Below are 25,683 nucleotides of genomic sequence, written 5' to 3' on the forward strand. Positions count from 1 at the left end.
CGTGTTTTTATCAGCTGAACCCCGGCAGGCCGCCGCTGGTCTACCTGACTAATCCCTTATTGAGGTTGTATCGTGCCCTGGACCCGCCTGAGTCTTGCCCTGTTGCTCGCCGCCAGCAGCCTTACCGTACAAGCCCGCGACTATGCCTACAGCGACGCGCACCTGCATTACGTCGACTTCTTCCAGGAGACGGCCGGCATGGACAAGCTGCTCAAGGCCATGGCCGATAATCGCATCGAGCATGTGATGATTTCCGGCGTCCCGGTTGCGAAGAAGTGGCACGAAGACGAACCCAAGCGCCCACGCTATTACGCCGGAGATGACGCGGATGCCTACTGGTATAGCGCCACCGATGTAATCGTCGCCGCAGCCGTCAGCAAGCTGGCCCCCGAACAGCGCCAGCATTTCCACCCGTTCCTCAGCGGCTTCAACCCCAACGACAAGAACTCCGAGGCCCATATCCAGCGCATGCTCGACCTGTATCCGGGCCTGTGGCAGGGCATTGGCGAAGTCTTCACCCGCCACGATGACCTGACTGCGCTGACCTCCGGTGACACACCTCGGGCCAATAACGAGGCCATGACGCGGATCTATCACCTGGCCGCCGAGAATGACCTGCCGGTGCTGGTGCACTCCAACATCACCTCCAAGCGCGAGCGCAACCCCTTGTACCTGGCGGAGATCGAAGGGCCACTGCGTAATCATCCGCATACCCGGTTTATCTGGGCCCATGCCGGCACCAGCATGGAGATCCATCGGCACCAGACGCAGCTGGACTTCCTGTTGCCGACCCTGAGCCGCATGCTGGAGGCTTATCCCAACCTGTACATCGACCTGTCCTGGAGCGTGCTCACCCCTTATTTACTGGACGAGGCGGGAAAGCCCCGTCTGCAATGGCTGGCGCTGGTAGAGCGCTTCCCGGAGCGCTTTATGCTGGGGTCTGATGTAGTAGGGCGGTTCAACAAGTTGGGTAAGGAGATGCGCAGCTTCAATCCCTTCCTCGATGCCTTGCCTGAAGACGTTGCGCGAAAAGTCGCACGGGACAATTTCCTGGCGATTTTGCCCAAGGCGCGTTGATCGGGTTTGTCATCGTCCCGTCATACCGGTGTCATAAGCTCCCGCCATCTCACTTAAGGAGCCCACTATGCACCTCACCCGTTTAAGCGCCCTGGCGGCATTGATGATGATCAGCGGCCTGGCCAGTGCCGAAGTCCGTATCGAAGGCCCGGTGGAATTCGGCGTATTCGAAGGCCCGAAAGCCGAGCTGCAATCGGGCGAGCGCGTGTTGCGCCGTAGCAACGAGCAGATCCAGGCCACCACCGTAGTGCCGGCCAAGCTGGGGACCAAGTTTGGCCTGCGTTACCAGTTGCTCGGCAAGGTGGCCGAAGACACGCCGCTGACCTTGCTCTACTTCACCCCAGGCATTCGCACGGCTGATGGCCAGCGGCATGACAAGTTCGAAGTGACCCAGAAACTGGTGCCCGGTGCGCCTCAGGACGTGATGGCCTACGAGTTCACCGAAAGCCACGAAGTGGTGCCGGGCGAGTGGCGGTTCATGGTGTTCCAGGGTGATCGCCTGCTGACCCAGAAGAGCTTTACCGTGCGCTGAATCGCTACACTAATAGACTCAGTAGATAAAGGCGTTTTGATATCGCGTTTTCGTCTTACGCAAAAAGCCGAAGACGCCGATACCTTTCAAGAGCAACTCGCTGCAGGTGGATGCAGCGCTCTTGAAAGGAATCAGCGCAATGAGTATCAGAAGTCTCAATATCGCTCCGCGTGCAGGCTTGGGTTTTGGATTTTTGGCGTTGATGGTGTTTGTGCTGGGCGGGTTCGCCTTGCTGCAAATGGCCAATATGCGCGAGCAGTCCGACCAGGTGGAAACCAACTGGCTGCCCAGTGTGATGGCGGCCGGTGAAATGAGTCAGGATCTGCTGCGCATACGCGCTTTGACCCTGCGCCTGCTGGTCAATCGCGACCCTCAGGCGGTGGCGCAGAATGAGCAAAAAATCCTCGAAATCAAAAAGCAGTTGCACACCGCGCAGTTGCTGTATGAAGCGTTGATTGTGCTGCCCGAGGACCAGGTACTGTTCGACCGCTTCAAGGTTGAGCAGCAACAGTACCTGCAACGCCAGGAGCAGGTCATGGCGTTGTCCCGGCAGAACCAGTTGGAAGATGCGGTCAAGGTGGTCAATGGCGAGATGAATCATCTGGCCGATACCATGGCCGGTACCCTGGGCGAACTGGTCACTCTCAACAAGGTCAGCGCCAATCAGGCGGCGGCACTGGCCCAGCAAGTGTTCAGTCAATCCCGAATAGGGGTGATCGGCATGATTGCCCTGACTGCGCTGATTACCATCGGCCTGGCCGTGTTGTTGACCCGCAGTATCGTGTCGCCACTGGCGCAGTCGCTGAGGGTCGCCCAAGGGGTGGCCAGCGGCGACTTGACCGGCGAGATCACCGTCAGCGGCAAGGACGAGCCAGCGCGCCTGCAGCAGGCGCTCAAGAGCATGCAGGAAAACCTGCGCGAGACCATCCAGCGTATTTCCCAGTCCTCCAGCCAGCTGGCTTCCGCTTCCGAGGAGCTCAGTTCGGTCACCGAAGACGCCACCCGTGGCCTGCACCAGCAAAGCCAGGAAATCGAACAGGCCGCCACGGCGGTCAACCAGATGACGGCGGCGGTGGAGGAGGTGGCCAGTAACGCGGTAGCTACCTCACAGGCCTCGCGCGAATCCGATCGTATTGCCCAGCACGGGCGCGAACAGGTACACCAGACGGTGCTGTCGATTGAGTCCCTGGCCGACGACGTGACCGCCAATGCCACCCAGGTCGAGGACTTGGCGCAGAAGGTGTACGGCATCAGCAAGGTATTGGATGTGATCCGCTCCATTGCCGAGCAGACCAATCTGCTGGCGTTGAATGCGGCGATCGAGGCGGCGCGGGCCGGCGAGGCCGGGCGTGGTTTTGCGGTGGTCGCCGATGAAGTGCGGGCCTTGGCCCATCGCACCCAGCAATCGACCCAGGAAATCGAGCAGATGATCGGCGGGATTCAGCAGGGCACCGATCAGGCGGTCAGTTCCATGCAACAAAGTAATGGCCGGGCGCGTGCGACCCTGGAGATTGCCAAGTCAGCGGGCACGGCGTTGGAGGAGATTGCCTCGGCGTTTACCCTGATCAACGAACGCAACCTGGTGATTGCCAGCGCCTCGGAGCAGCAGGCAGCGGTGGCGCGGGAGGTGGATCGCAACCTGATGAACATCCGCGACCTGTCGATGCAGACGTCGGCAGGGGCGAATCAAACCAGTGCGGCGAGCCAGGAGTTATCGCGCTTGGCGGTGGATCTGAACACCATGGTGGCGCGGTTTTCGGTGTAGGGCTGAAGACCGCCATCGCAGGCAAACCCACACTCGACCGAGTTGGAATGCGATCAATGTGGGAGCTGGCCTGCCTGCGATGAAGCCGACGCGGTCTAAAGTTAACCCCACCCCATAAAAAACGCCCCGAACCAGTCGGGGCGTTTTCATAAGCACAACCTGCGGGGTATTACTTACCCTGCCAGCGCTTGAGCACCAGGGTGGCATTGGTGCCACCGAAGCCGAAGCTGTTGCTCATGACCGTGTTGATGGTGGCATCTTCACGGGTCTTGGTCAGGATCGGCATATCGGCAACGGCTGGGTCCAGCTCGTCGATGTTGGCGGAGCCGGCCATGAAGTTGCCTTCCATCATCAGCAGGCAGTAGATCGCTTCGTGAACGCCTGCGGCGCCCAGGGAGTGACCCGACAGGCTCTTGGTGGAGCTGATGGCCGGAGCCTTGTCGCCGAATACCGCACGCACGCCTTCCATTTCCTTGGCATCGCCCACCGGAGTGGAGGTGCCATGGGTGTTCAGGTAGTCGATTGGGGTATCAACGGTGGCCATGGCCATCTGCATGCAGCGGATGGCACCTTCGCCGCTTGGCGCGACCATGTCGTAGCCGTCGGAAGTCGCGCCGTAGCCGACGATTTCCGCGTAGATTTTCGCGCCACGGGCCAGAGCGTGTTCCAGCTCCTCGACCACCACCATGCCGCCACCGCCGGCGATGACGAAACCGTCACGCTTGGCGTCGTAGGCACGGGAGGCTTTTTCCGGGGTTTCGTTGTACTGGGTGGACAGTGCACCCATGGCGTCGAACAGGAACGATTGGCTCCAGTGCTCTTCTTCACCGCCACCGGCGAACACGATGTCCTGCTTGCCCAACTGGATCTGCTCGACCGCAGTACCAATGCAGTGAGCACTGGTGGCGCAGGCGGAGGAGATCGAGTAGTTCACGCCCTTGATCTGGAAGGGCGTGGCCAGGCACGCGGAAACGGTGCTGCCCATGGTCCGCGTGACGCGGTACGGGCCAACGCGCTTGACGCCTTTCTCGCGCAGGATGTCCAGCGCTTCCATCTGGTTCAAGGTCGACGCGCCGCCGGAGCCGGCGATCAGGCCGGTGCGGACGTTGGACACCTGGTCGTCGCTCAGGCCGGAGTCGGCAATCGCGTCTTTCATGGCCAGGTAGGCATAAGCTGCGGCATGGCCAACGAAGCGATAGATCTTGCGATCAATCAGTTCTTCGAGGGGAAGGTCGATGGAGCCGGAAACCTGGCTACGCAGACCCATTTCGGCATATTCCGGGTTGAAGCGGATGCCAGGGCGACTTGCACGCAGGTTAGCGGAGACGGTCTCTTTGTCATTGCCCAGGCACGAAACGATGCCCAGACCAGTGATAACGACGCGGCGCATGCGGATAACCCTTAAAAGTTGTCAGTGGAAGTGAACACGCCGACGCGAAGGCCTTCGGCGGTATAGATCTCGCGACCGTCGACGCTCACCGAACCATCGGCGATGGCCAGGTTCAGCTTGCCCTTGAGGACGCGCTTGATTTGAATGTTATAGGTGACTTTCTTGGCGGTCGGCAGGACCTGGCCAAAGAACTTCACTTCGCCCGAACCCAGGGCACGACCGCGGCCTGGCAGGCCTTGCCAGCCGAGGAAAAAGCCGACCAGCTGCCACATGGCATCAAGGCCCAGGCAGCCCGGCATCACCGGGTCACCTTCGAAATGGCAGGCGAAGAACCACAGGTCCGGGGTGATATCCAGCTCGGCGACCAATTCACCTTTGCCGTACTTGCCACCCTCTTCGCTGATAAGGGTGATGCGATCCACCATCAGCATGTTGGGGGCGGGCAGTTGCGCGTTACCTGGGCCGAACAGCTCACCGCGACTGCAGCGCAGCAGGTCTTCCCGGGTAAAGGCGTTTTGTTTGGTCATGCGAGCTCCTCAATAATCCCATGCGGCAGGGCCGGGTAAATCTTCCCGACCGACTGAAGCGTGCTTGCCTCACGTCGGCAGCCTACAGGTAGACTATTGCGTTGTAGTGAAAGTCACAGCATCAAGGACATGAATGTACACTTGTGCACTGAAATTTTAAACCGGACTCATTTATAGGCCCGCTCGGGTGCCTAAGACTGCCGCACTTTCGTCTTTCACGCCAGTCGCAGTTGGCTGATGCTGCCCATCTAATGCACCCAGCGCTGTAGGATTTGCTGCAAATCCGTGCGTTTGAACGGCTTGGCCAGGTAATCGTTCATTCCGGCGGCCAGGCAGGCTTCGCGATCACCCTGTAACGCATTGGCCGTCAGGGCAATGATCGGCAGGTCGGCGCAGCCGGGCAATTGGCGGATCTGGCGGGTGGCGTCATAACCGTCGATCACCGGCAGCCGGCAATCCATCAGGATCGCGGTGAAGATCAGGCTCTCGGCACTGCGGATCGCTTCGGCGCCGTCGGTGGCGACGCTCACCTCAAACCCCAGGCTACGCAGCATGGCTTGGACCACGGTGCGGTTGACCGGGTTGTCTTCCACCAGCAACACATGGCGGCCTTCACCGGCGCCGGCTTTGTGCTGCGCGTCCGGAGCAATCTGCGGCAGGCTCTGCTGGCAGATCGCCAGGGGAATTTCCAGGGTAAACACCGATCCCAGGCCTTCCTCGCTCTGGGCGCGCAAGGTGCCACCCATGCGCTCGGCCAGGGTCCGGGCAATCGGCAGGCCCAGGCCGGTGCCGCCGTAACGCCTGGAGATAGAGCTGTCTGCCTGTTGAAAGGCGTCGAACATCAGTTCCAGGCGCTCGGCCGAAATACCAATCCCGGTGTCGCGCACGGTGCAGGTGAACCACAGCAGTTCGTGGTCCAGGGTCTGCCAGTTCGGCTCGACGCTGACCGTGCCTTGTTCGGTGAATTTCAGCGCATTACCGATCAGGTTCACCAGGATCTGCCGGATCCGCGTCGGGTCGCCCTGCACGCGCAGCGCTTCCATGCCCGGCGGGATCGGCAACTCCAGGACCAGCCCGCGCTGTATGGCGCTGTGCTGGAAGGCCTGGGCGCAGCTGTTGATCAGGTCCACCAGGTTGAACGGAATATGCTCAAGCTCCAGGGCCGAGCGTTCGATACGCGAGAAATCGAGAATATCGTTGATGACTTTGAGCAAGTGTTCGGTGGACTCCGAGGCCAGCGCGGCGTACTCGGTCTGCTCGTCGGTCATGGCGGTGGTTTCGAGCAGTTGCAGCATGCCCAGTACGCCATTCATCGGCGTGCGCAGTTCATGGCTCATCATCGCCAGGAAGTCGGATTTGGCGCTGTTGGCGCGCTCGGCTTCCTCCCGCGTCTGAATCAACTGCGCCATGGCCTGCTGCTGTTCGCGACTGGCATGGTGCAGGCCTTCGGCAAGGTTGTTGATATGCCGTGACAGGTCGCCCAGCTCGGAGTCGTCGACAATCGGCAGCGGGGTCTTGTAATCACCCTGCTGGATTGCCTTGACCGCATGGCCCATGGCGCTGATCGGTTGCGACAGGCTGGAGGCCAGGCGGCGCGCCAGGAGGAAGGTGAACAGTAGGGCAAACAGCGCGAGGATCCCGGCCTTGAAGAGGATTTCCTGTTGGCGCTGGCTGAAGGCGTCATTGGACATGCCGACAATCACCCGTCCCAGATAGTCGGCCCGTGGCGCCTTGGGTTGCGCGGTGCTGTCCTGGAAAAAATCGTTGCCCAGCTGGATATGCTGCAGGCGAATCGGCGCCTGGAAGACTTTCACCGACAGCGAACGGTCATGCTTTTCCGACGGCTGCTCGACATACACCAGGATGTTTTCCGCGCTGTCCTGGATTTCCAGGAAACGCACATGGGGCGTGGCCAGCGTCGCCCGCAGCAGGCTGTCGAGCACGTCATTGTTGCCGGAGATCACCCCGTACTCGGTGGCCGGGGCCAACTGGTTGGCGATCAGTTGGCCGGTGTGGTCCAGTTCCTGGCGCAAGTCCTGGATCCGCACGAAGGTAAAGAAGCTGATCAGTAGCAGCGTCAGTAACAGGGCCGGGCCCAGGGTGATGATCTGGGTGCGGGTGTTGATATCCCAGCGGCGAACCAAGGTCATGGGTGTTTTTCCCCTTCGGCCAATCGGGTTGCGACGGTGGTCTCGTCCACCACTTCGATCCCCAGCGAGCGCGCCACTTGCGGGTTGCCCACGACTTTAAAGTGTTCCGGGTACAGCGAGCGCGGCCAGGCGGCCGGCGCGTGATCGAGCAGGCGGTCAAGCACATTCAACCAGTCGGCCTGATCGCTGTAGGTACTGGCCAGACTGCCCGCCCGCACGAAGCCGGCATTGGGACCGATCAGTGGCAGTTGTCTGGCGTAGCTGCTCAACAGCAGGTTTTTCACGGTTTTCGGGTTGTACAGTTGGGGATCATCCAGCCCCAGCAATACATCGCTGTTTTTAAACAGGCTGAGCAGCGGGCGGCTGTCATTAATGTTGTCCCAGTGCTGGGCGACGATTTCCAGGTCCAGAGCTGCGGCATGCTGGCGCAGTTCCGGCAGCAGGAATTCGCTGTCGCTACCGTACAGCACGCCAATGCGCCGGGCCTGGGGCAGGATATTGGCGATCAGGCGCAGCTGCCGGTCCAGGGGCGGATCGCTCCACAGCAGGCTGATCTTGCCGGGCACATGGCTGCCCAGGCGCTCGCGGGCTTGCAGGCGACTGATGCGCAGCACCAGGGTGGCCGGGCCCTGGGGGTCCTGCAGGCGCCAGTCGAGGCTCGGCAGATCCAGCAGGATCAGGCGGGTGCTGGTCGGTAATTGGCCGGGGGCGGGCATGTCTTGCAGGGCCTTGAAGGTGACGCTATCGGCGGGGCGCTGTTCGCGCAGGGCCTGGGTGAATGCCTGCACGCCGGGTCCATCCTCGGCGGCGGTCAGTAGGATTTCGGCGCTCCACGCGGGCACGGCCAATGCCAGGCTGACGAGCAGCAGGCAGCGGCGCCAGAACCTGGCGCCGAAGAGGGCGGTCATCCTTGACTGGGCAGGGTTCATGTCAGAACTCTAACTCCGCGCTGAAGTAGAGGACATGGCGCTGGTCGTAGTTATTGTCGACATGGGTAGTGGGCTGGCGGTCGAGGCGTTGTTGCAGCATGCCGGCCAGCTCCAGGTTGGCCTTGCCCAGGGCGATGCGTTTGGCGACCCGCATATCGACCCGTTCAAAGCGATATTGGTTGAGTGCGTCGTTGCCATAATAGAACAGCGCGCTGGACCAGCCTTGCCCCCACTCGCGCATCCAGCCGGCTGAGCCGCTGTTGCGCGCGGTCTGTTGCCGGTCCAGCGCGTTGCTGGCGTGGGCATCTACGTAAGCATAGGTCAGGCGCAGGCGGTCGGCGGCACTCAGGTGCCAGTCCAGCTGGGTTTCGGTGCCGGTAAACCGCGAGCTGTTACTGTTGCTGGCGATGTACTGGTTATTGCGCAGGGGCTCGCTGATCATGCCGGTGATTTCGTCATAGAACAGCTTGACGTCGAGGTTCAGCCCGAAATCCGCAAAAAAGCCGTTATAGCCCAGTTCCCGGGAGCGCATCAGTTCCTTGTCGAGGTTGCCCGGGCCCCGGGTCTTGACGAAATACTGGCCGGAGTTCTGCCCGTAGGTGGGGGAACTGAGGTTGGTGACCTTATAGCTCCAATTGACGTTGTTCTCGAACATGTCCGGCGAGCGGATGGCTTCGGAGTACACCGCCCGCAGCCCGTGGCGCGGGTTGATCAGGTAGTTGATCGCGACCCTGGGCGTCAGCGAGCTATCGCTCAGTTGGGTGTTTTCATACATCGCCCCGCCCTGCAACAGCCAGTGTTCGCTGGCGCGCCATTCGAGGTGGCCGAACAGGCGCCAGGTGGTGTCGTCCAGCCGGCCATTGAAGTAGGTGTCGGAATCGGCGCGGTCGTAGCGGTAATTCATGCCGCTGACCAGGCGCAGGCTGTCGGACAGGCTCAGGGTGTCCTGCACTTCCAGGTCGTAGCGGCTTTCCTTGGTGCTTTGGTCGATATTGCCGCAGACACTTTCCTTGCCGCCGTTATTCCACTGTTTCAGGACTTCTTCGGCCAATGCCTGCTCGGCAGGGGAGCCGGGTGGTGGGCTGCCGTTTTCAAAATCCTTTATGTGCCGCGCCAACTTTTCAGCGTAGTTGGGGTTCATTTGCCACAGTTGCGTCAACTGCGGGCTGAACGAGACCTTGGCATCACAGGCTTTCCAGATCTGCCGGCGATCCCATTGCTGCGCCGAGCCCTGGATATACAGGCTGTGGTCGGGATTGAAATCGAAGTTCCAGCGCAGGGAGGCGGCGTAGTCCTTGGCGCTGACGTCGGAATCGGTACCGCCATCGGTAATCCCGGCAAATACCGGCTTGTAGGTGTATGGCCGCTGGTTGGTCCCTTCCTTGGCGTTGATCTGCCAGTCGATGCTTTGCTGCTGGTCGAGGGTCTGGCTGACCTTCAGGCTGAAGCGGCTCAGGCGCCGGCTGTCGCGGTAGTCGGCACCCACGCGGTTGCTGTCAAAGCCGTCATCCTGCTGCCCGGACAGCGACAGCCGCAGGTTGCCGGTGTCCCAGCCCAGGCCCTGGCTGGCATACCAATCGTTGATCCCGCGCTCGCCCCGGATCATTTTCATCCGAGTGCCCTGGCTGTTGGCCGGCGAGCGGGTGAGGATATTGACCACCGCCATCAGCGCATTGGCGCCGTAGCTGACGGTATTGGGCCCACGGAACACCTCGATCCGCTCGATATCCTCCATGGCCACCGGAATATCGCTCCAGTCCACCGTGGCCAGGCCGGCGCGGTACACCGAGCGGCCGTCGATCAGCACCTGCATGCGCCGCGCTTCGCTGGCGTTGGTGCCGTGATAGTTGACGGCAGCCTGGTTGCCCGAGGTGTAGCCCACCATCATCCCCGGCACCAGGCGCAGCAACTCGGCGATATCCCGCGCGCCGCTGGCCTTGATCAGTTCGCTGTCGATCACCGTCATGCTGCCAGGTACCGCGGCGGCCGACTGCTTGAGTCGGGTCGCCGTCAGGACCTGGGGCAGTGGCTGGTTGTCGAGGAACAGATCGTCGGCCAGCAACGGTGTGCTGACCAACAGCGCCAGAAACAGAGATGAACGAGGAGGAGGGCCCAAATACACGGCACGGCCTTGATAATTGCGGATAGCCGCCCATGTTAACTGAGGCGGGCGCTTTTGCCAGTCGGCACCATCGCAATTACTGTGGTCTATTCGGCCATTTTCCGACAAATGCGGAAAACACAGAAGGGCTGGTCGCCGTCTGGCCGGCCCGTATAATGCCGCCATCGCCACTGCTTATGGATTAACGGATTGCATATGACTGAACAGCGCCCAATTGCGGTCCTGGGAGGCGGAAGTTTTGGTACCGCCGTGGCTAATCTGCTGGCCGAAAACGGCCATCAGGTGCGCCAGTGGATGCGCGATCCCGAACAGGCCGAGGCCATCCGGGTCAACCGCGAAAACCCCCGTTACCTCAAGGGCATCAAGATTCACGCTGCGGTCACGCCGGTCACGGACCTGCAGGCCACCCTGGATGACTGCGACCTGTGCTTCGTTGCGCTGCCCTCCAGTGCCCTGCGCTCGGTGCTGGCGCCCCATGCCGAGCGGCTGGCGGGCAAGATGCTGGTCAGCTTGACCAAAGGTATCGAGGCCCAGACCTTCAAGCTGATGAGCGAAATCCTCGAAGAAATCGCGCCCCAGGCGCGCATTGGTGTGCTCTCCGGGCCGAACCTGGCGCGGGAAGTGGCCGAACATGCCTTGACCGCGACCGTGGTCGCCAGTGAAGACGAGGCCTTGTGCGAACAGGTGCAGGCCGTGCTGCATGGCCGTACCTTCCGTGTCTATGCCAGTGCTGACCGCTTTGGCGTAGAGCTGGGCGGCGCGCTGAAAAACGTCTACGCCATCATCGCCGGCATGGCGGTGGCCCTGGGCATGGGGGAAAACACCAAGAGCATGCTGATTACCCGCGCCTTGGCGGAAATGACCCGCTTTGCGGTCAACCAGGGCGCCAACCCCATGACCTTCCTTGGCCTGGCCGGGGTGGGCGACTTGATCGTCACCTGTTCGTCACCGAAAAGCCGCAACTATCAGGTCGGTTTCGCCCTGGGCCAGGGCCTGAGCCTGGAAGATGCCGTCACCCGCCTGGGTGAAGTGGCCGAAGGGGTCAATACTCTCAAAGTACTGAAGGCCAAGGCCCAGGAAACCGGGGTCTATATGCCGTTGGTCGCCGGCCTGCACGCGATCCTGTTCGAAGGGCGCACCTTGAACCAGGTCATCGAGTTGCTGATGCGTGCCGAGCCCAAGACTGATGTCGACTTTATTTCCACCAGTGGTTTCAACTGAGGAACCCGCGATGAACGATCCGAAAGCAGCACCCAAGTATGAATCCATTGCCCTGCGCATCCTGTGGATGCTGGTGTTTGCCCTGGTCTGGCAAGTAGCGCAGTTCATCCTCGGGGCGTTGGTGGTGGTGCAATTGATCTACCGCCTGATCTACGGCGCACCGAACCTGGGCCTGATGAACTTTGGCGACAGCCTCAGCCAGTTCCTCGCGCAGATTGGCCGTTTTGGCAGCTTCCACAGTGAGCAGAAACCCTGGCCCTTTGCCGATTGGCCAACCCCGCGCGCCCCGGAAGGCGAAGCCGCCCACAGCGTGCCGCCAGCCCCGCACCCGGTGCGCGATGAGGAGCCCAAGCTATGAAGCTGTGGGTGTTGCGCCACGGTGAAGCCGAGTCCCATGCACCCAGCGATGCCCAGCGCAACCTGACCGAGCGTGGCCGCGAAGAAGTGCTGCACAGCGCCGCGCACCTGATCGGCCAGCCCATCGGCGCGATCATCGCCAGCCCTTATGTGCGGGCGCAACAGACCGCCCAATTGGTGCGCGAGGCGTTGGGGTTTGTGCCAGAAATCCGCACCGTGTCGTGGCTGACGCCGGACGGCAACCCCCTGCAAGTCCTGGAAAAACTCGACACCGATGACAATGTGCTGCTGGTCAGCCATCAGCCTTTGGTGGGCAACCTGATCAGCTTTTTGCAGCACGGGCACCAGCGCCAGCCGCAACCGATGCACACCGCCAGCCTGGCGGAGCTGGAAGGGGACTTCCCGCTGGCGGGGCTGATGAGCCTCAACAACGTGAAAAACCCCTGATTTTTAAGGCACAACACAATCAACTGTGGGAGCGGGCTTGCTCGCACACAAGCCCTTTCCCACAGTTTGATTGCGTTCTGCCTGCAAGCGACTTGCAGTGCTCCTGTGTGCATGGAATAGTCCACCAAGCAAGTGCTTGGTTGGCTACCATCGGAACACACAGGAGCGCGTCCCATGTCTGTCGCTTTTCGTTTGCCGCTGCAGGTCTTCTTTGAACGTGAGGCGCGCCATCCGCGCCAGCGCTTCCTGGTCCAGCCCACGGGTGGCGGCGAGGTGCAGACCCTCACCTGGGGCGAGGTCGGCCACCAGGCCCGTTGCGCCGCCCATTGGCTACGGGCACGGGAGTTGCCCCAGGGCTCGCACATTGCCCTGATCTCGAAAAACTGCGCGCACTGGATTATCGCCGACCTGGCGATCTGGATGGCCGGGCATGTCTCGGTGCCGCTGTACCCCAACCTCACCGCCGACTCCGTGGCCCATGTGCTGGAGCACTCCGAGGCGGCGTTGGTGTTTATCGGCAAGCTCGACGACTGGCCGGCCATGGCCCCAGGCATCAAGGCCGGGCTTGCGACCATCAGCCTGCCGCTGTGCCCCGAGGGCCCGTTCGACTTCACTTGGGCCGACCTGCAGGCCTGCTCACCGATCCAGGATGACCCGGCGCCGGCTGCCACGGACCTGGCCACCATCATTTACACCTCCGGCACTACCGGCCTGCCCAAAGGCGTGATGCACACCTTCGGCGCCCTGGCGTTTGCGGCAACCCGAGGCACCGAGCTGTTCGGCCTGGGGGAGGGCGACCGGCTGCTGTCCTACCTGCCGCTGTGCCATGTGGCCGAGCGCATGTTTGTCGAGATGGCTGCGATCTACACCGGGCAAACGGTGTTTTTTGCCGAAAGCCTCGACACCTTCCTCACCGACCTGCAACGCGCCCGGCCCACGGCCTTGTTCGGCGTGCCACGGATCTGGACCAAGTTCCAGATGGGGGTGTACGGCAAAATCCCGGAAAAACGCCTTGAGCTGCTATTGCGCCTGCCATTTATCGGCAAGCGCGTCGGGCGCAAGGTGCTCGCCGGGCTTGGCCTGGACGCGGTGCGGGTGGCCCTGTCCGGCGCGGCGCCGGTGCCCGAGGCGTTGCTGCGCTGGTACCTGCGCCTGGGCCTGGATGTGCTGGAGGTGTATGGCATGACCGAAAGCTGTGGTTATTCCCATGTCTGTCGCCCCGGCCAGCAGAAGATTGGCTGGATCGGCCTTCCGTGCCCGGACGTGGAGGTGCGCATTGACCCGGCCGGTGAAGTCCAGGTGCGCAGCGGCGCGACCATGCTCGGTTACTTCAAGGACCCGCAGAAGACTGCCGAGACCCTCACCGAAGACGGCTTCCTGCGTACCGGCGACAAGGGCGAGCAGGATGCCGAAGGCCGCCTGCGCCTGACCGGGCGGCTCAAGGAGATCTTCAAGACCAGCAAGGGCAAGTACGTCGCCCCGGCCCCCATCGAAAACCGCCTGGCGGAGCACGGGCGCATTGAGCAGGTGTGTGTGGTCGGTGATGGCCTGAGCGCGCCGATGGGTTTGTGCGTGCTGTCTGCAGTGGGCCAGCAGGAGGCCGCCGGCGAGGCCCGGCAATCTTTGCATGGCAGCCTGGAGCGCCTGCTGGAAGAGGTCAACCAGGTGCTGGATAAACATGAGCGCTTGCGTCAACTGGTGGTGGTGAAAGACAGTTGGGCCGTGGAAAACGGCTTTCTGACACCGACCCTGAAGATCAAGCGCAACGTGATCGAGTCAACCTACGGCCCACAGTTCCAGGCCTGGAGCGCACGTTCCGAGGCAGTGCTGTGGCAGGATTGAGCACCCAAATAAAATCAACAAGGACACTGCAATGAGCCTGTGGCGCACCCTCCCCAATATCGAGCAACTCAATGCCATCCAGAAAAACACCATTGGTGAAGTGCTGGATATCCGTTTCGAGACCTTCGACGACCAGTCCCTGACCGCCAGCATGGTGATCGACCACCGCACCCATCAACCCTATGGCTTGCTGCACGGTGGGGCCTCGGTGGTGTTGGCCGAAACGGTCGGCTCCATGGCCAGCTACCTGTGCATCGACGCCAGCAAGTTCTATTGCGTGGGCCTGGAAATCAACGCCAACCACCTGCGTGGCCTGCGTTCCGGGCGGGTGACGGCGGTGGCCCGGGCGATCCATATCGGGCGCACCACCCATGTCTGGGACATCCGCCTGACCAGTGACGAGGGCAAGGCCAGTTGTGTGTCGCGCCTGACCATGGCCGTGGTGCCCCTGGGCGAGAACCCGCCGGCGCGATAGGTGTGGCGTGAGTGTCATCATTCCTGGCAGTTACAGTCATTGCTGTAGCGGCCAGGCGTGAGGACAATCGAATTCTGTTTTGGATGATGGGTTGGTTATGTCGCAACATGTGTTTTTCACTCATGCCAATGGCTTTCCTTCGGCGACCTACGGCAAATTGTTCGATGCCCTGGCCCCGGAGTACGCGGTGGCGCACCTGTCGCAGCACGGCCACGACCCGCGGTTTCCGGTGGATGACAACTGGCAGAACCTGGTGGACGAACTGATCCACCACCTGGAGCAGCAGCCGGAGCCGGTGTGGGGCGTCGGCCACTCATTGGGCGGGGTGCTGCATTTGCACGCGGCCCTGCGTTGCCCGCAGTTGTATCGCGGGGTGGTGATGCTCGACTCGCCGGTGCTGACCCTGGCTGACCGCTGGGTGATCCGCGCGGCCAAGCGTTTTGGCCTGATCGACCGCCTGACCCCGGCTGGCCGCACCCTGGGCCGGCGCGAAGAGTTCAGCGACCTGGACGCTGCGCGTCAGTATTTTTCCGGCAAGACACTGTTTCGCGGGTTTGACCCGGACTGCCTGGAGGCCTACCTGCAACATGGTCTGCACCAGGTCGGCGATCGCCTGCGCCTGCGGTTCGACCCGGCCACGGAAATCAGCATTTATCGGGGCGTGCCACACACCAGCCCCGGCCAGACCCGCCAATTGAAAGTGCCACTGGCCGTAGTACGCGGCCGGCAGAGCCGGGTGGTGATGCGCCATCACGCCAGCGGCGTCGCACGCCTGCCCATGGGCGAGATGCTGACCATGCCCGGCGGCCACATGTTTCCCCTGGAGCGGCCGCAGGACACGGCGACCCTGATCAAGAACCTGTTTACCCGTTGGAAAGCCCGCGAGCGCAGTTGCGCATGACCACGCCTGTCGAAGAAGTGCGCCTGAGCCTGCCGCACATTGAGCTGGCGGCCCATCTGTTCGGCCCGGAAGACGGCCTGCCGGTGATCGCCCTGCATGGCTGGCTGGACAACGCCAACAGCTTTGCGCGCCTGGCGCCCAAGCTGCAGGGTTTGCGCATTGTCGCCCTGGACATGGCCGGTCACGGCCACTCGGCCCACCGCCCGGCTGGGGCGGGGTACGCCTTGTGGGATTACGTGTTTGATGTGCTGCAAGTGGCCGAACAGCTGGGCTGGAAACGTTTTGCATTACTTGGCCACTCCCTGGGGGCAGTCGTTTCCACGGTGCTGGCCGGGGCCTTGCCGGAGCGCGTGACGCACTTGGCGTTGATCGACGGCGTGATCCCGCCGACCGCCACCGGCGAGGACCCCGCCGAGCGCCTGGGCATGGCCCTGCAGGCGCAAATCAACCTGCAGGACAAGCGCAAACCGGTGTACGGCACCCTCGACCGGGCGGTGGAAGCGCGAATGAAAGGCGTGGTGGCCGTCAGCCGTGAAGCCGCGGAACTCCTGGCCCAGCGCGGCTTGATGCCAGTGCCGGGCGGCTACACCTGGCGCAGTGACAGCCGCCTGACCCTGGCCTCGCCAATACGCCTGACGGAAGAACAGGCCATGGCCTTCGTGCGTCGAGTGGCGTGCCCTGCACAGTTGGTGGTCGCGCAAGAAGGCATGCTGGCCAAACATCCCGAGCTGCTTGCGCAGGTGCCGTTCACTGTCACCACCCTTGCAGGTGGCCATCATTTGCACCTGAATGACGAGTCGGGAGCGGTTCTTGTTGCAGACTGTTTCAATCGGTTCTTCACCGCGCCTTGACTTGGCGGGGGCAACTGTCGAGGCTGGGCGGATTGAAAGGGAGTCAACCATGAACAATCCGAATACCGCGAAGGCATCCACCGGCCCAGGCGCACCGATCCGATGAGTAGTGCCAAGGGAATTATCCGTGTGCTTGGGCTGTGCTGCATCAGCCCGTTGGTCTTCGCTGCTGATCTACCGGGAAGCCAGGATCTGCCCAGCGTGGCCCGTCAGGTGGATGCGCAGATTGTCGACTACCGTCCCGCCGAAGAAAAAGAACGCATCTACCCCATGGGCGCGATCCGCAAGATCAGCGGCCAGTTGCGCTACGACGGTCAGGCCACGGCCCGTGGCCAAGTAACCGCCATCACCTATGAACTGCCTGCCGAGCACAGTTCCAGCACGGCCTTCAAAGCCACGCGCGAGGCGTTGCAAGAACAGGGCGCGCAGTTGTTGTTCTGGTGCCAGGCCCGCGATTGTGGCGAAAGCAGCCTCTGGGCCAATGAAGTGTTGGGCAATGCCAAGCTGGTCGGCGCCGATGGCCAGCAGGAATTCCTCTTGCTGCGCCTGGCCGCCCCTCAGGACAACTCTCTGGTGGCGCTGTACGGCATCACCCGCGGCAATCGCCGGGCTTACCTGCATGTGGAGCAAATGGACGCCAGCGCGCCATTGGGGCAATTGCTGCCGACCTCTGCCACACTGCTGCGCGAACTGAAAAGCACCGGCGACCTGGATTTCCCTTTGCTGGGGGCTGAGCCCGACGCAACATGGTTGACCCTGATTTCCCGTGGATTGAACCTCGACACCACCTTGCGGGTCAGTTTGAGCGGACCCAACGCTGAAGCCTGGCGCCAGGGCCTGATCGACAAGGGCGTGCGTGCGGCGCGCCTGGAAACCGCTACTGGCGAGACCCAGGGCCTGCATCTGCAAGTGATCCGCTGATCGTTCCAGGGCGAACGGACCCGCGCCGTTCGCCTAAGCTCTCCCTCAACAGACTTCTTTTCGAGAAAGCACATGCTCAACAATGATCGCCTGCTGGTGCAGATCCTGCTCCTGGTGCTGTTTGGTGCCAGTTTCTGGGTGATGGCGCCGTTCTGGTCGGCGCTGTTCTGGGGCGCGGTGCTGGCGTTTGCCAGCTGGCCGCTGATGCGCCTGTTGACCCGCGCCCTGGGCGGCCGCGAGTCCCTGGCAGCGGGGATCCTGACCTTGGGCTGGATGTTGCTGGTGGCAGTGCCACTGGTGTGGCTGGGCTTCAACCTGGCCGACCATGTGCGCGATGCCGTGGCGCTGATCAAGGACGTCCAGGTCGACGGCCTGCCCGAAGCACCCACCTGGCTGGGCTCGATCCCGTTTGTGGGAGAGCGGCTGGTGGGCATGTGGGACAGCATCGACCAGCAGGGCGCGGCCCTGATGGTCACGATCAAGCCCTACCTGGGGCAGGTCGGCAACTGGCTGCTGGCCCGCAGCGCGCAGATCGGCGGCGGCATCCTCGAACTGACCCTCAGCCTGGTGTTTGTATTCTTTTTCTACCGCGACGGGCCACGCCTGGCGATGTTCGTCCACCGCCTGCTGGAGCGTTTGATCGGTGATCGCGCCGGCTACTACATCGACCTGGTGGCCGGTACGGTGCAACGGGTGGTCAACGGCGTGATCGGCACCGCCGCCGCCCAGGCATTGCTGGCACTGATCGGCTTCCTGATTGCCGGCGTGCCCGGGGCACTGGTGCTGGGCATCGTCACCTTCCTGCTCAGCCTGATCCCCATGGGCCCGCCCCTGGTCTGGATCCCGGCCACGGCCTGGTTGGTATGGAAGGGCGATTACACCTACGCGGTGTTCCTCGGCGTCTGGGGCACATTCATCATCAGTGGCGTAGACAACGTGCTCAAGCCCTACCTGATCAGCCGCGGCGGTAACCTGCCACTGGTGATCGTGTTGCTGGGGGTATTTGGTGGCTTGATCGCGTTTGGCTTTATCGGCTTGTTTATCGGGCCGACCTTGTTGGCGGTGGCGTATAGCCTGTTGACGGATTGGAGCGCGACTCAGGCGCAGGTTCGTCGCGAGGACAAGGTGAGCTGATCCTTTGTAGGAGCCGGCAATGGCTAGGTCCAGGGTAGTCACGTTTTTGCCGTCACCTGCGGGCGAGGCTACTGTCGGGGCATGTTGCAGGCGTGTCGTGAATGTATCTACCTTGAAATATTAGTCGGTTCTCCCAGAAAAATAGGCGCTTGCCGAGGATTTACCGATCATCGGATCCCGCAAAGCCGCTGCTTGCGCTACAATCCGCGCCGATTTCGACTTGCCTGAGAGCCCATTCCAATGTCCGTCTGCCAGACTCCTATCATCGTCGCCCTGGATTACCCCACCCGTGACGCCGCACTGAAGCTGGCTGACCAGTTGGACCCCAAGCTCTGCCGGGTCAAGGTCGGCAAGGAGCTGTTCACCAGTTGTGCCGCAGAAATCGTCGGCACCCTGCGTGACAAGGGTTTTGAGGTGTTCCTCGACCTGAAATTCCACGATATCCCCAACACCACCGCGATGGCGGTCAAGGCCGCGGCCGAGATGGGCGTGTGGATGGTCAACGTCCACTGTTCCGGCGGCCTGCGCATGATGGCCGCGTGCCGTGAGGTGCTGGATCAGCGCAGCGGTCCCAAGCCATTGCTGATCGGTGTGACCGTGCTGACCAGCATGGAGCGTGAGGACCTGGCCGGTATTGGTCTGGATATCGAGCCCCAGGAGCAAGTACTGCGTCTGGCGGCCCTGGCGCAGAAGGCCGGCCTCGATGGCCTGGTGTGTTCGGCGCTGGAGGCCCAGGCGTTGAAGACTGCCCATCCTACGCTGCAACTGGTGACCCCGGGGATTCGTCCGGCGGGCAGCGCCCAGGACGATCAGCGGCGGATTCTTACGCCGCGCCAGGCGCTGGATGCGGGTTCTGATTACTTGGTGATCGGTCGTCCGATCAGCCAGGCGGCCGATCCGGCCAAGGCCCTGGCGGCGGTGGTTGCCGAAATCGCCTGATGCCTTTGCGCTAAAAATGTGGGAGACTGCCCATCCTACGCTGCAACTGGTGACCCCGGGGATTCGTCCGGCGGGCAGCGCCCAGGACGATCAGCGGCGGATTCTTACGCCGCGCCAGGCGCTGGATGCGGGTTCTGATTACTTGGTGATCGGTCGTCCGATCAGCCAGGCGGCCGATCCGGCCAAGGCCCTGGCGGCGGTGGTTGCCGAAATCGCCTGATGCCTTTGCGCTAAAAATGTGGGAGCTGGCTTGCCAGCGATGCAGGCACCTCGGTTTTTCAGTCAGTCCGAGGTGATGCTATCGCAGGCAAGCCAGCTCCCACAGTTGCTTACGGTGTGCCGCTTGGCACTCGATCCCACAAGGGCGCTGTGAGGTGTCAGTTGACCTTCAGCACCAACTTGCCAAAGTTCTCGCCGTTGAACAGCTTCATCAGCGTTTCAGGGAACGTCTCCAGTCCCTCGACAATATCTTCCTTGCTCTTGAGCTTGCCTTGCGCCATCCAGCCGGCCATTTCCTGCCCGGCGGCGGCAAAGTTCGCCGCATGGTCCATCACCACAAACCCTTCCATACGCGCCCGATTGACCAGCAGTGACAAGTAGTTGGCCGGTCCCTTCACGGCTTCCTTGTTGTTGTACTGGCTGATGGCCCCGCAGATCACCACCCGCGCCTTCAACGCGAGGCGGCTGAGCACGGCGTCGAGGATATCGCCGCCGACGTTATCGAAATACACGTCCACGCCTTTTGGGCATTCGCGCTTGAGGGCCGCCGGCACGTCTTCGTGCTTGTAGTCGATGGCCGCGTCGAACCCCAGTTCCTCCAGCAAAAACTTGCACTTGTCGGCGCCGCCAGCAATCCCTACCACGCGGCAGCCTTTGATCTTGGCGATCTGCCCGGCAATGCTGCCCACCGCCCCGGCGGCGCCGGAAATCACTACGGTATCGCCGGCCTTGGGCGCGCCGGTGTCGAGCAGGGCAAAGTAGGCGGTCATGCCGGTCATGCCCAGCGCCGACAGATAGCGCGGCAGCGGCGCCAGTTTCGGATCGACCTTATAGAAACCGCGCGGCTCGCCGAGGAAGTAGTCCTGTACACCCAGGGCGCCATTCACGTAGTCCCCGACCGCGAATTTCGGCGTGTTCGAGGCGATGACCTGGCCTACGCCCAAGGCGCGCATGACTTCGCCGATGGCGACCGGCGGGATGTAGGACTTGCCTTCATTCATCCAGCCACGCATGGCTGGGTCGAGGGACAGGTATTCGTTGCGCACCAGCACCTGGCCGTCCGCCAGGTTGCCCACCGGCACTTCCTGGTAGGTGAAGGTGTCCCGCGTGGCCGCACCGACCGGGCGTTTGGCAAGCAGGAATTGGCGGTTGGTCTGGGCAGTCATGGCAAGGACTCTGGATAAATGGACCTCAAGTGATAGACCTTCCAGGCGCCAGGAGCAAGGTCGGCCGATACCTGCGAATGCCCGGCGATAGGCTGGGTTGATAGTGGGCCCGGCAGGCTTATCACTGCCGTGCATGGGCGCTCAACCGGCCCTCTGATAGTGCTGACGCGTGGCGCCTGGCCCTGGCTATGCTGGGCCCACGGGCATTCATCCAAGGATATAAGCAATGAGCATGACGTTTTCCGGCCAGGTCGCCCTGGTCACCGGCGCTGCCAACGGTATCGGCCGCGCCACGGCGCTGGCATTCGCCAACGAAGGCCTGAAGGTCGTGGTCGCCGACCTGGATGTGGCGGGCGGAGAGGGCACCGTCGCGTTGATCCGCGAGACGGGCGGCGAGGCGTTGTTCGTGCGCTGCAACGTCACCCTGGAGGCGGATGTGCAGCAACTGATGCAGCAAGTGCTGAACAGCTATGGTCGCCTGGACTATGCGTTCAACAATGCCGGCATCGAGATTGAACAGGGCAAGTTGGCCGATGGCACCCTGGATGAGTTCGACGCCATCATGGGGGTCAACGTCAAGGGCGTGTGGTTGTGCATGAAGTATCAGCTGCCGTTGCTGCTGGCCCAGGGCGGTGGGGCGATCGTCAACACCGCGTCGGTGGCGGGGTTGGGGGCTGCGCCGAAGATGAGTATTTATGCGGCGTCCAAGCATGCGGTGATTGGCCTGACCAAGTCGGCGGCCATCGAGTACGCGAAAAAGAAAATCCGCGTCAACGCCGTGTGCCCGGCGGTGATAGACACCGACATGTTCCGTCGTGCCTATGAAGCCGATCCGCGCAAGGCTGAGTTTGCCGCCGCCATGCACCCGGTCGGGCGCATTGGCACGGTCGGGGAAATCGCCAGCGCGGTGCTGTATCTGTGCAGCGATGGCGCCGCGTTCACCACTGGCCAGGCATTGGCCGTGGATGGCGGTGCGACGGCTATTTAGGACGGGTCGCCGTGCACCACTGAGAAAGTGATTTCCAGTGCTGTGGGGCGTTTCCGCAGGTGGCAAGATGCCCTGGGCTATTGTGTTTCAATAGGTAAATAACCCAATAAAATCAATGATTTAATAAATTTATGAACAGGGTGACCCTGGCCTTCTGTGCTTAACTGTTTTGAGTTAAATGCCAAACAGTTGAAGGGGGGTGGCTCATGGATTTAGGGATCAATCGACAAGCCCTTGTACCGGTGGTTCAGCAAATTGTCAGCGCCATTGCCGCATGGATTCGGGAGAGCGGGGTCAGCCCCGGAACGCGCCTGCCTTCCATCCGGCAACTGGCCCAGGACAACCTGCTCAGTCAATCCAGTGTGATCGAGGCGCTGGAGCGCATGGTGGCCGAAGGGGTCTTGGCCTCAAGGGCCGGTTCGGGGTTTGTTATCGCCGAGCAACCGGTGGCCAGCAGCCCATTGGCGGAGTGCCAGTGGTATGAGGGGGCAGAACGCAGGTGGGGGGCCTTTACCGATAACCAGTTGGGAGAATTGAAGCTGGGGTGCGGCTGGCTGCCGGACTCCTGGCGTGAAAGTGATGACATCAGCTATGCGATTCGCGAAATCAGCCGTACCGATACCGCTGGGGTTTTCAATTACAGCACGCCCCTGGGGTTGCCGGCGTTACGTGAGCAATTGCACAAGCGCCTGACACAGATCCAGGTGGCCAGCACTGCCGAGCAGATCCTCACCACCCACGGCGCGAGCCATGCCCAGGACCTGCTGATCCGCACCTTGCTCAAGGCCGGCGACACGGTGGTGGTCGAGAGCCCTGGCTACGGCAACCTGTATCGTCAGTTGGCTTTCCACGGTGTCATGTTGCTGGAGGTGCCCAGAACCCGCAGCGGCCCGGATATCCAGGCCCTGGAAACGCTGCTGGCCCGCCACCGCCCCAAGTGCCTGTTCATCAACAGCCTCTACCACAACCCGACGGGCACCAGCCTGTCGCGGGTGGTCGCCGAGCGTCTGTTGCACCTGGCCCACACTCGGGACTTCCTGATTGTCGAGGAGGATGTCTACGGCGACCTGCAACATGCTTCCTGTACCCGTCTGGCGGCGTTGGCCCATGATGATCGGGTGATCTATGTCTCGAGCTTTTCCAAGACCCTGAGCAGCGCCCTGCGGGTTGGCTATCTCACCGCCAGCACGGCCCTCATCAGCCAATTGCTCAAGCTCAAGACCTTGACCGGTATGGGCACCTCACGCTTTGCCGAAGCGATGGTGGCCAGTCTCCTGACCAACGGCACCTACCGCAAATGGGTACAGCGCCTGCGCCGACGGCTGAGCGCGGAGATGGCGAAGACCTTGCAGGTGCTGGAGGATGAAGAGTGGGAGGTCTTTGCGGTGCCCGCAGGTGGCATGTTTGTGTGGGCGCGCCCGGGTTCAGGGGATGGCTCAAGGGTGCACGCAAGGGCCCGACAGCTTGGGGTCTTGCTGTCTTCCGGCGAGTTGTTCAGCCCGACCGGCGAGCACGCTGAATGGCTGCGGATCAATGTGGCCTATGCTTGCGATCATCGGGCCCTGGCATTGTTCAAAGCCATGGGCCCCACAGGATCGACCTCCACCATTCTGAAAACGACGGGGATGTAGCTTTTTGCCATTATTGTGGCGCCAACGTCTTGTGTTGCAGGGCCCGGGATTGCGAATCTCGTTGCATGGATACCGGGCTTGCTGGCGTTCGCCACCCCAAGAGGACTTTGCGCAATGATTTCGGCCGTGCAACGACGATTTGCCAACCTTGGGCTGGCCAGGAAGCTGGGGCTGGGGTTTGCCCTGGTATTGCTGTTGACGGCCCTGGTGGCGGCGATTGGCGTGTGGTCCCTGCAAACCGTTGGCCAGCGTTTTGTGGGGCTCAAGGGCATGTCTTCGCTCAATGAGGGGCTGCTGAATGTGCGTTTGATTGAGCAGGAGTATGCGTTGCGCAGCGATGCCGACTCGGTCGAGGTCCTGCACCAACGGGTGGATAGCCTGGTGGCCGAAGCCCAGGCGCTCAACATGAGCGAGGTCGAGCAGGCGCTGGGCGCCTATCGCAAGGCATTTGACGAATTTGTCGAGCTGACCCAGGCCAAGGACCTGGCGCTGGAAATGGCCAGTTGGTCGGTGTCCAGTGTCGCCAACAACCTTGATGTATTGCAGGCCGGCCTGGCCGACGATGGGGCCTATAACCTCAAGGAAAGCCAAGGCAAAGAGGGCGCCGAGTTTATCGAGCAGGCCGGGCAGGTGGGGCAGGTTTCGCGCTTGATGTTGCAGGCCATGAACGAAGCCCATGTGCGCCTGGATCAGAGCCGCAAGGGCGACGCGGACAGTGCCGGGCAAGGCCACATCGAGCAGGCCGATCAGGCCCTGGCCCAGGCCGGGCAACTGCAGACCCTGGTCAAGGATCCTGGCTATCAGACCGTGCTCAATGAAGTGGTCGGGCATATCGGAGCCTTCAGCGAAAAACTCACCGAATACACCGGCCTGCTGGCCCAGGAAAAAATCGTCTACCAACAGTTGCATGAGCGGGCCGCGCAAGTGGTGGCGCAGGTCAACCAGGCCTATGCCGCGCAGGACCAGTCGATGCAGGCGCAGTTGGCCAAGAGCAGCTTGCTGATCATTGTGTCATCGGCCCTAGCTTTATTGGTCGGGGTGATTGCCGCGTGGCTGATTACCCGGCTGATCGTGATGCCGCTGCGCAGCGTGATTGCCGTGGCCCGGCAGATTGCGGCCGGGGATCTCAGCGGGCGCATGGAGGTGAGCCGACAGGACGAGATGGGCCAGTTGATGCAGGCGATGCAGCAGATGGGCGGGGGCCTGAGCAATATGGTCAGCGGGCTGCAGGCGGGGATTGAACAATTGGCCAGCTCGGCCCAGTCATTGTCCAGGGGGACCGAGCAGACTAATCTCGAAGTCAGTAGCCAGAAAGAAGAAACCGAGCAAGTCGCCACCGCCATGAACCAGATGGCCGCCACGGTGCACGATGTGGCACGCAATGCCGAGCAGGCCGCGCAAGCGGCGCAGACCGCCGACGACAAGGTCGACACTGGCCAGCAGGTGGTACGCCAGAGCCTGCAGCGCATCGAGCTGCTGGCCAGTTCGGCGACCTCTGCCAGCACCAGCATCGAAAGCCTGAGCGCCGAAATCCAGAATATCGGTAGCGTGTTGGAGGTGATCAAAAGTGTTGCCGAGCAGACCAACCTGCTGGCGCTCAACGCCGCCATCGAGGCGGCACGCGCCGGGGAGCAAGGGCGCGGCTTTGCGGTGGTCGCCGATGAGGTGCGCGCCCTGGCCAGGCGCACCCAGCAATCGACGGAGGAAATCGAACGTCTGGTCAGCACCTTGCGCAGCGCGGCGCAGTCTTCAGTGCGGGATATCCAGCACAGCGGCGAGCTGGTGAAGCTGGCTGTCAGCGATGCCCTGGAAACCGAAAGTGCGTTGGGCAGCATTGCCGCGGCGGTGTCGCTGATCCAGCAGATGAACCAGCAGATCGCGGCGGCGGCCGAGCAGCAGAGCTCGGTGGCCGAAGAAATCAACCGCAGCGTCACCAGTATCCGCGCCAGCGCCGATCAATCGGCGCTGAGCATGCAGGGTAATGCGGCATCGAGTATCGAGTTGGCGCAACTGGGGGCGGAACTCAAGGGGATGGTGGGGCATTTCCGGCTGTGATCATATTCAGGGCCGGAACGAGTTCCCTGAGGGAGCTGACACCC

The 25,683-nt window shown here is 62.1% G+C and carries 21 protein-coding genes and 4 pseudogenes; 19 read left to right on the top strand and 6 right to left on the bottom strand.

Features of this window, described 5'->3' with window-relative positions; all coding sequences use genetic code 11:
- Positions 1–72: 72 nt before the first annotated feature.
- The 4 genes and pseudogenes from PSFL_RS03290 (at position 73) to PSFL_RS03305 (ending at position 3,374) form a co-directional block, all read left to right on the top strand.
- Positions 73–1,077 (top strand): amidohydrolase family protein, encoded by a 1,005-nt coding sequence (locus PSFL_RS03290; protein WP_170059816.1) that lies wholly within the window; start codon positions 73–75, stop codon positions 1,075–1,077.
- A gap of 67 nt (positions 1,078–1,144) precedes the next feature.
- A complete protein-coding gene (locus PSFL_RS03295; protein ID WP_057438872.1) occupies positions 1,145–1,609 on the top strand; it encodes a DUF3859 domain-containing protein in 465 nt (154 codons plus the stop codon).
- A 139-nt stretch (positions 1,610–1,748) separates the two neighbouring features.
- Positions 1,749–2,519 (top strand): annotated as a pseudogene (locus tag PSFL_RS03300) (MCP four helix bundle domain-containing protein); the annotation flags it as partial.
- A complete protein-coding gene (locus tag PSFL_RS03305; RefSeq protein WP_390897837.1) occupies positions 2,511–3,374 on the top strand; it encodes a methyl-accepting chemotaxis protein in 864 nt (287 codons plus the stop codon). The pseudogene PSFL_RS03300 and the gene PSFL_RS03305, both read left to right, overlap by 9 nt.
- Before the next feature lie 169 nt (positions 3,375–3,543).
- On the opposite strand, the gene fabB is transcribed toward PSFL_RS03305, so the two are convergent.
- The 5 genes from fabB to PSFL_RS03330 form a co-directional block, all read right to left on the bottom strand.
- A complete protein-coding gene (gene fabB / locus PSFL_RS03310) occupies positions 3,544–4,764 on the bottom strand; it encodes a beta-ketoacyl-ACP synthase I (RefSeq protein WP_057438874.1) in 1,221 nt (406 codons plus the stop codon).
- 11 nt (positions 4,765–4,775) lie between these two features.
- A complete protein-coding gene (fabA, locus tag PSFL_RS03315; protein WP_057958993.1) occupies positions 4,776–5,291 on the bottom strand; it encodes a 3-hydroxyacyl-[acyl-carrier-protein] dehydratase FabA in 516 nt (171 codons plus the stop codon).
- 248 nt (positions 5,292–5,539) lie between these two features.
- On the bottom strand, positions 5,540–7,441 hold the full coding sequence (locus PSFL_RS03320) for an ATP-binding protein (protein WP_115127698.1): 1,902 nt from the start codon (positions 7,439–7,441) through the stop codon (positions 5,540–5,542).
- On the bottom strand, positions 7,438–8,349 hold the full coding sequence (locus PSFL_RS03325) for an ABC transporter substrate-binding protein (protein WP_397469732.1): 912 nt from the start codon (positions 8,347–8,349) through the stop codon (positions 7,438–7,440). Before PSFL_RS03325 ends, PSFL_RS03320 begins: the two co-directional genes overlap by 4 nt.
- A gap of 22 nt (positions 8,350–8,371) precedes the next feature.
- On the bottom strand, positions 8,372–10,492 hold the full coding sequence (locus PSFL_RS03330) for a TonB-dependent siderophore receptor (RefSeq protein WP_200656451.1): 2,121 nt from the start codon (positions 10,490–10,492) through the stop codon (positions 8,372–8,374).
- A gap of 195 nt (positions 10,493–10,687) precedes the next feature.
- Between PSFL_RS03330 and PSFL_RS03335 the strand changes: the two genes are divergently transcribed.
- The 11 genes and pseudogenes from PSFL_RS03335 to PSFL_RS03385 all read left to right on the top strand — a co-directional run.
- Positions 10,688–11,713 (top strand): NAD(P)H-dependent glycerol-3-phosphate dehydrogenase, encoded by a 1,026-nt coding sequence (locus PSFL_RS03335; RefSeq protein WP_057958997.1) that lies wholly within the window; start codon positions 10,688–10,690, stop codon positions 11,711–11,713.
- A gap of 10 nt (positions 11,714–11,723) precedes the next feature.
- A complete protein-coding gene (locus PSFL_RS03340) occupies positions 11,724–12,071 on the top strand; it encodes a DUF4389 domain-containing protein (protein WP_057438879.1) in 348 nt (115 codons plus the stop codon).
- Positions 12,068–12,517, top strand: coding sequence for a phosphohistidine phosphatase SixA (sixA, locus tag PSFL_RS03345; protein ID WP_397469681.1), 450 nt, complete (start codon positions 12,068–12,070; stop codon positions 12,515–12,517). Before PSFL_RS03340 ends, sixA begins: the two co-directional genes overlap by 4 nt.
- Before the next feature lie 174 nt (positions 12,518–12,691).
- Positions 12,692–14,359, top strand: coding sequence for an AMP-binding protein (locus tag PSFL_RS03350; protein ID WP_057958999.1), 1,668 nt, complete (start codon positions 12,692–12,694; stop codon positions 14,357–14,359).
- Positions 14,360–14,390: 31 nt separating this feature from the next.
- Positions 14,391–14,834: a hotdog fold thioesterase gene (locus PSFL_RS03355; protein WP_057438881.1), complete on the top strand. Its 444-nt coding sequence runs from the start codon at positions 14,391–14,393 to the stop codon at positions 14,832–14,834.
- A 97-nt stretch (positions 14,835–14,931) separates the two neighbouring features.
- The gene (locus PSFL_RS03360; protein WP_397469682.1) at positions 14,932–15,735 is read left to right on the top strand and encodes an alpha/beta fold hydrolase; all 804 of its coding nucleotides are present in this window, start codon (positions 14,932–14,934) and stop codon (positions 15,733–15,735) included.
- Positions 15,732–16,586, top strand: coding sequence for an alpha/beta hydrolase (locus tag PSFL_RS03365; protein ID WP_120734411.1), 855 nt, complete (start codon positions 15,732–15,734; stop codon positions 16,584–16,586). The genes PSFL_RS03360 and PSFL_RS03365 overlap by 4 nt, the downstream gene beginning before the upstream one ends.
- A gap of 102 nt (positions 16,587–16,688) precedes the next feature.
- Positions 16,689–17,507: a DUF4892 domain-containing protein gene (locus PSFL_RS03370; protein ID WP_057438883.1), complete on the top strand. Its 819-nt coding sequence runs from the start codon at positions 16,689–16,691 to the stop codon at positions 17,505–17,507.
- 72 nt (positions 17,508–17,579) lie between these two features.
- Entirely contained in the window at positions 17,580–18,641 is a 1,062-nt protein-coding gene (locus PSFL_RS03375; RefSeq protein ID WP_057438884.1) for an AI-2E family transporter, read from the top strand.
- Positions 18,642–18,881: 240 nt separating this feature from the next.
- The gene (gene pyrF, locus PSFL_RS03380; RefSeq protein WP_057438885.1) at positions 18,882–19,580 is read left to right on the top strand and encodes an orotidine-5'-phosphate decarboxylase; all 699 of its coding nucleotides are present in this window, start codon (positions 18,882–18,884) and stop codon (positions 19,578–19,580) included.
- 40 nt (positions 19,581–19,620) lie between these two features.
- Positions 19,621–19,800, top strand: a pseudogene (locus tag PSFL_RS03385) (orotidine 5'-phosphate decarboxylase / HUMPS family protein); the annotation flags it as partial.
- A gap of 157 nt (positions 19,801–19,957) precedes the next feature.
- Here the strand turns inward: PSFL_RS03385 and PSFL_RS03390 are convergent.
- A complete protein-coding gene (locus tag PSFL_RS03390; RefSeq protein WP_057438886.1) occupies positions 19,958–20,965 on the bottom strand; it encodes an NADP-dependent oxidoreductase in 1,008 nt (335 codons plus the stop codon).
- Positions 20,966–21,191: 226 nt separating this feature from the next.
- On the opposite strand from PSFL_RS03390, the gene PSFL_RS03395 reads away from it, so the two are divergent.
- From PSFL_RS03395 to PSFL_RS03410, 4 genes and pseudogenes are all read left to right on the top strand, one after another.
- The gene (locus PSFL_RS03395) at positions 21,192–21,953 is read left to right on the top strand and encodes an SDR family oxidoreductase (RefSeq protein ID WP_057438887.1); all 762 of its coding nucleotides are present in this window, start codon (positions 21,192–21,194) and stop codon (positions 21,951–21,953) included.
- Positions 21,954–22,159: 206 nt separating this feature from the next.
- On the top strand, positions 22,160–23,584 hold the full coding sequence (locus tag PSFL_RS03400; RefSeq protein ID WP_128593448.1) for a PLP-dependent aminotransferase family protein: 1,425 nt from the start codon (positions 22,160–22,162) through the stop codon (positions 23,582–23,584).
- A gap of 969 nt (positions 23,585–24,553) precedes the next feature.
- Positions 24,554–24,940: pseudogene (locus PSFL_RS03405) on the top strand (HAMP domain-containing protein); the annotation flags it as partial.
- Positions 24,941–25,042: 102 nt separating this feature from the next.
- Positions 25,043–25,639, top strand: a pseudogene (locus tag PSFL_RS03410) (methyl-accepting chemotaxis protein); the annotation flags it as partial.
- Positions 25,640–25,683: the final 44 nt, after the last annotated feature.

This window comes from Pseudomonas sp. DD1 (assembly GCF_044510355.1).
In the GTDB taxonomy this organism is placed as follows: Bacteria; Pseudomonadota; Gammaproteobacteria; order Pseudomonadales; family Pseudomonadaceae; genus Aquipseudomonas; species Aquipseudomonas shahriarae.

Coding starts and splice junctions, on each gene's coding strand:
- PSFL_RS03390 (WP_057438886.1), bottom strand. CDS start 20,965: ATGACTGCCCAGACCAACCGCCAATTCCTGCTTGCCAAACGCCCGGTC.
- sixA (WP_397469681.1), top strand. CDS start 12,068: ATGAAGCTGTGGGTGTTGCGCCACGGTGAAGCCGAGTCCCATGCACCC.
- PSFL_RS03395 (WP_057438887.1), top strand. CDS start 21,192: ATGAGCATGACGTTTTCCGGCCAGGTCGCCCTGGTCACCGGCGCTGCC.
- fabA (WP_057958993.1), bottom strand. CDS start 5,291: ATGACCAAACAAAACGCCTTTACCCGGGAAGACCTGCTGCGCTGCAGT.
- PSFL_RS03325 (WP_397469732.1), bottom strand. CDS start 8,349: ATGACCGCCCTCTTCGGCGCCAGGTTCTGGCGCCGCTGCCTGCTGCTC.
- PSFL_RS03370 (WP_057438883.1), top strand. CDS start 16,689: ATGAGTAGTGCCAAGGGAATTATCCGTGTGCTTGGGCTGTGCTGCATC.
- PSFL_RS03320 (WP_115127698.1), bottom strand. CDS start 7,441: ATGACCTTGGTTCGCCGCTGGGATATCAACACCCGCACCCAGATCATC.
- PSFL_RS03335 (WP_057958997.1), top strand. CDS start 10,688: ATGACTGAACAGCGCCCAATTGCGGTCCTGGGAGGCGGAAGTTTTGGT.
- fabB (WP_057438874.1), bottom strand. CDS start 4,764: ATGCGCCGCGTCGTTATCACTGGTCTGGGCATCGTTTCGTGCCTGGGC.
- PSFL_RS03365 (WP_120734411.1), top strand. CDS start 15,732: ATGACCACGCCTGTCGAAGAAGTGCGCCTGAGCCTGCCGCACATTGAG.
- PSFL_RS03400 (WP_128593448.1), top strand. CDS start 22,160: ATGGATTTAGGGATCAATCGACAAGCCCTTGTACCGGTGGTTCAGCAA.
- PSFL_RS03375 (WP_057438884.1), top strand. CDS start 17,580: ATGCTCAACAATGATCGCCTGCTGGTGCAGATCCTGCTCCTGGTGCTG.
- PSFL_RS03295 (WP_057438872.1), top strand. CDS start 1,145: ATGCACCTCACCCGTTTAAGCGCCCTGGCGGCATTGATGATGATCAGC.
- PSFL_RS03350 (WP_057958999.1), top strand. CDS start 12,692: ATGTCTGTCGCTTTTCGTTTGCCGCTGCAGGTCTTCTTTGAACGTGAG.
- pyrF (WP_057438885.1), top strand. CDS start 18,882: ATGTCCGTCTGCCAGACTCCTATCATCGTCGCCCTGGATTACCCCACC.
- PSFL_RS03340 (WP_057438879.1), top strand. CDS start 11,724: ATGAACGATCCGAAAGCAGCACCCAAGTATGAATCCATTGCCCTGCGC.
- PSFL_RS03355 (WP_057438881.1), top strand. CDS start 14,391: ATGAGCCTGTGGCGCACCCTCCCCAATATCGAGCAACTCAATGCCATC.
- PSFL_RS03305 (WP_390897837.1), top strand. CDS start 2,511: ATGCAGGAAAACCTGCGCGAGACCATCCAGCGTATTTCCCAGTCCTCC.
- PSFL_RS03360 (WP_397469682.1), top strand. CDS start 14,932: ATGTCGCAACATGTGTTTTTCACTCATGCCAATGGCTTTCCTTCGGCG.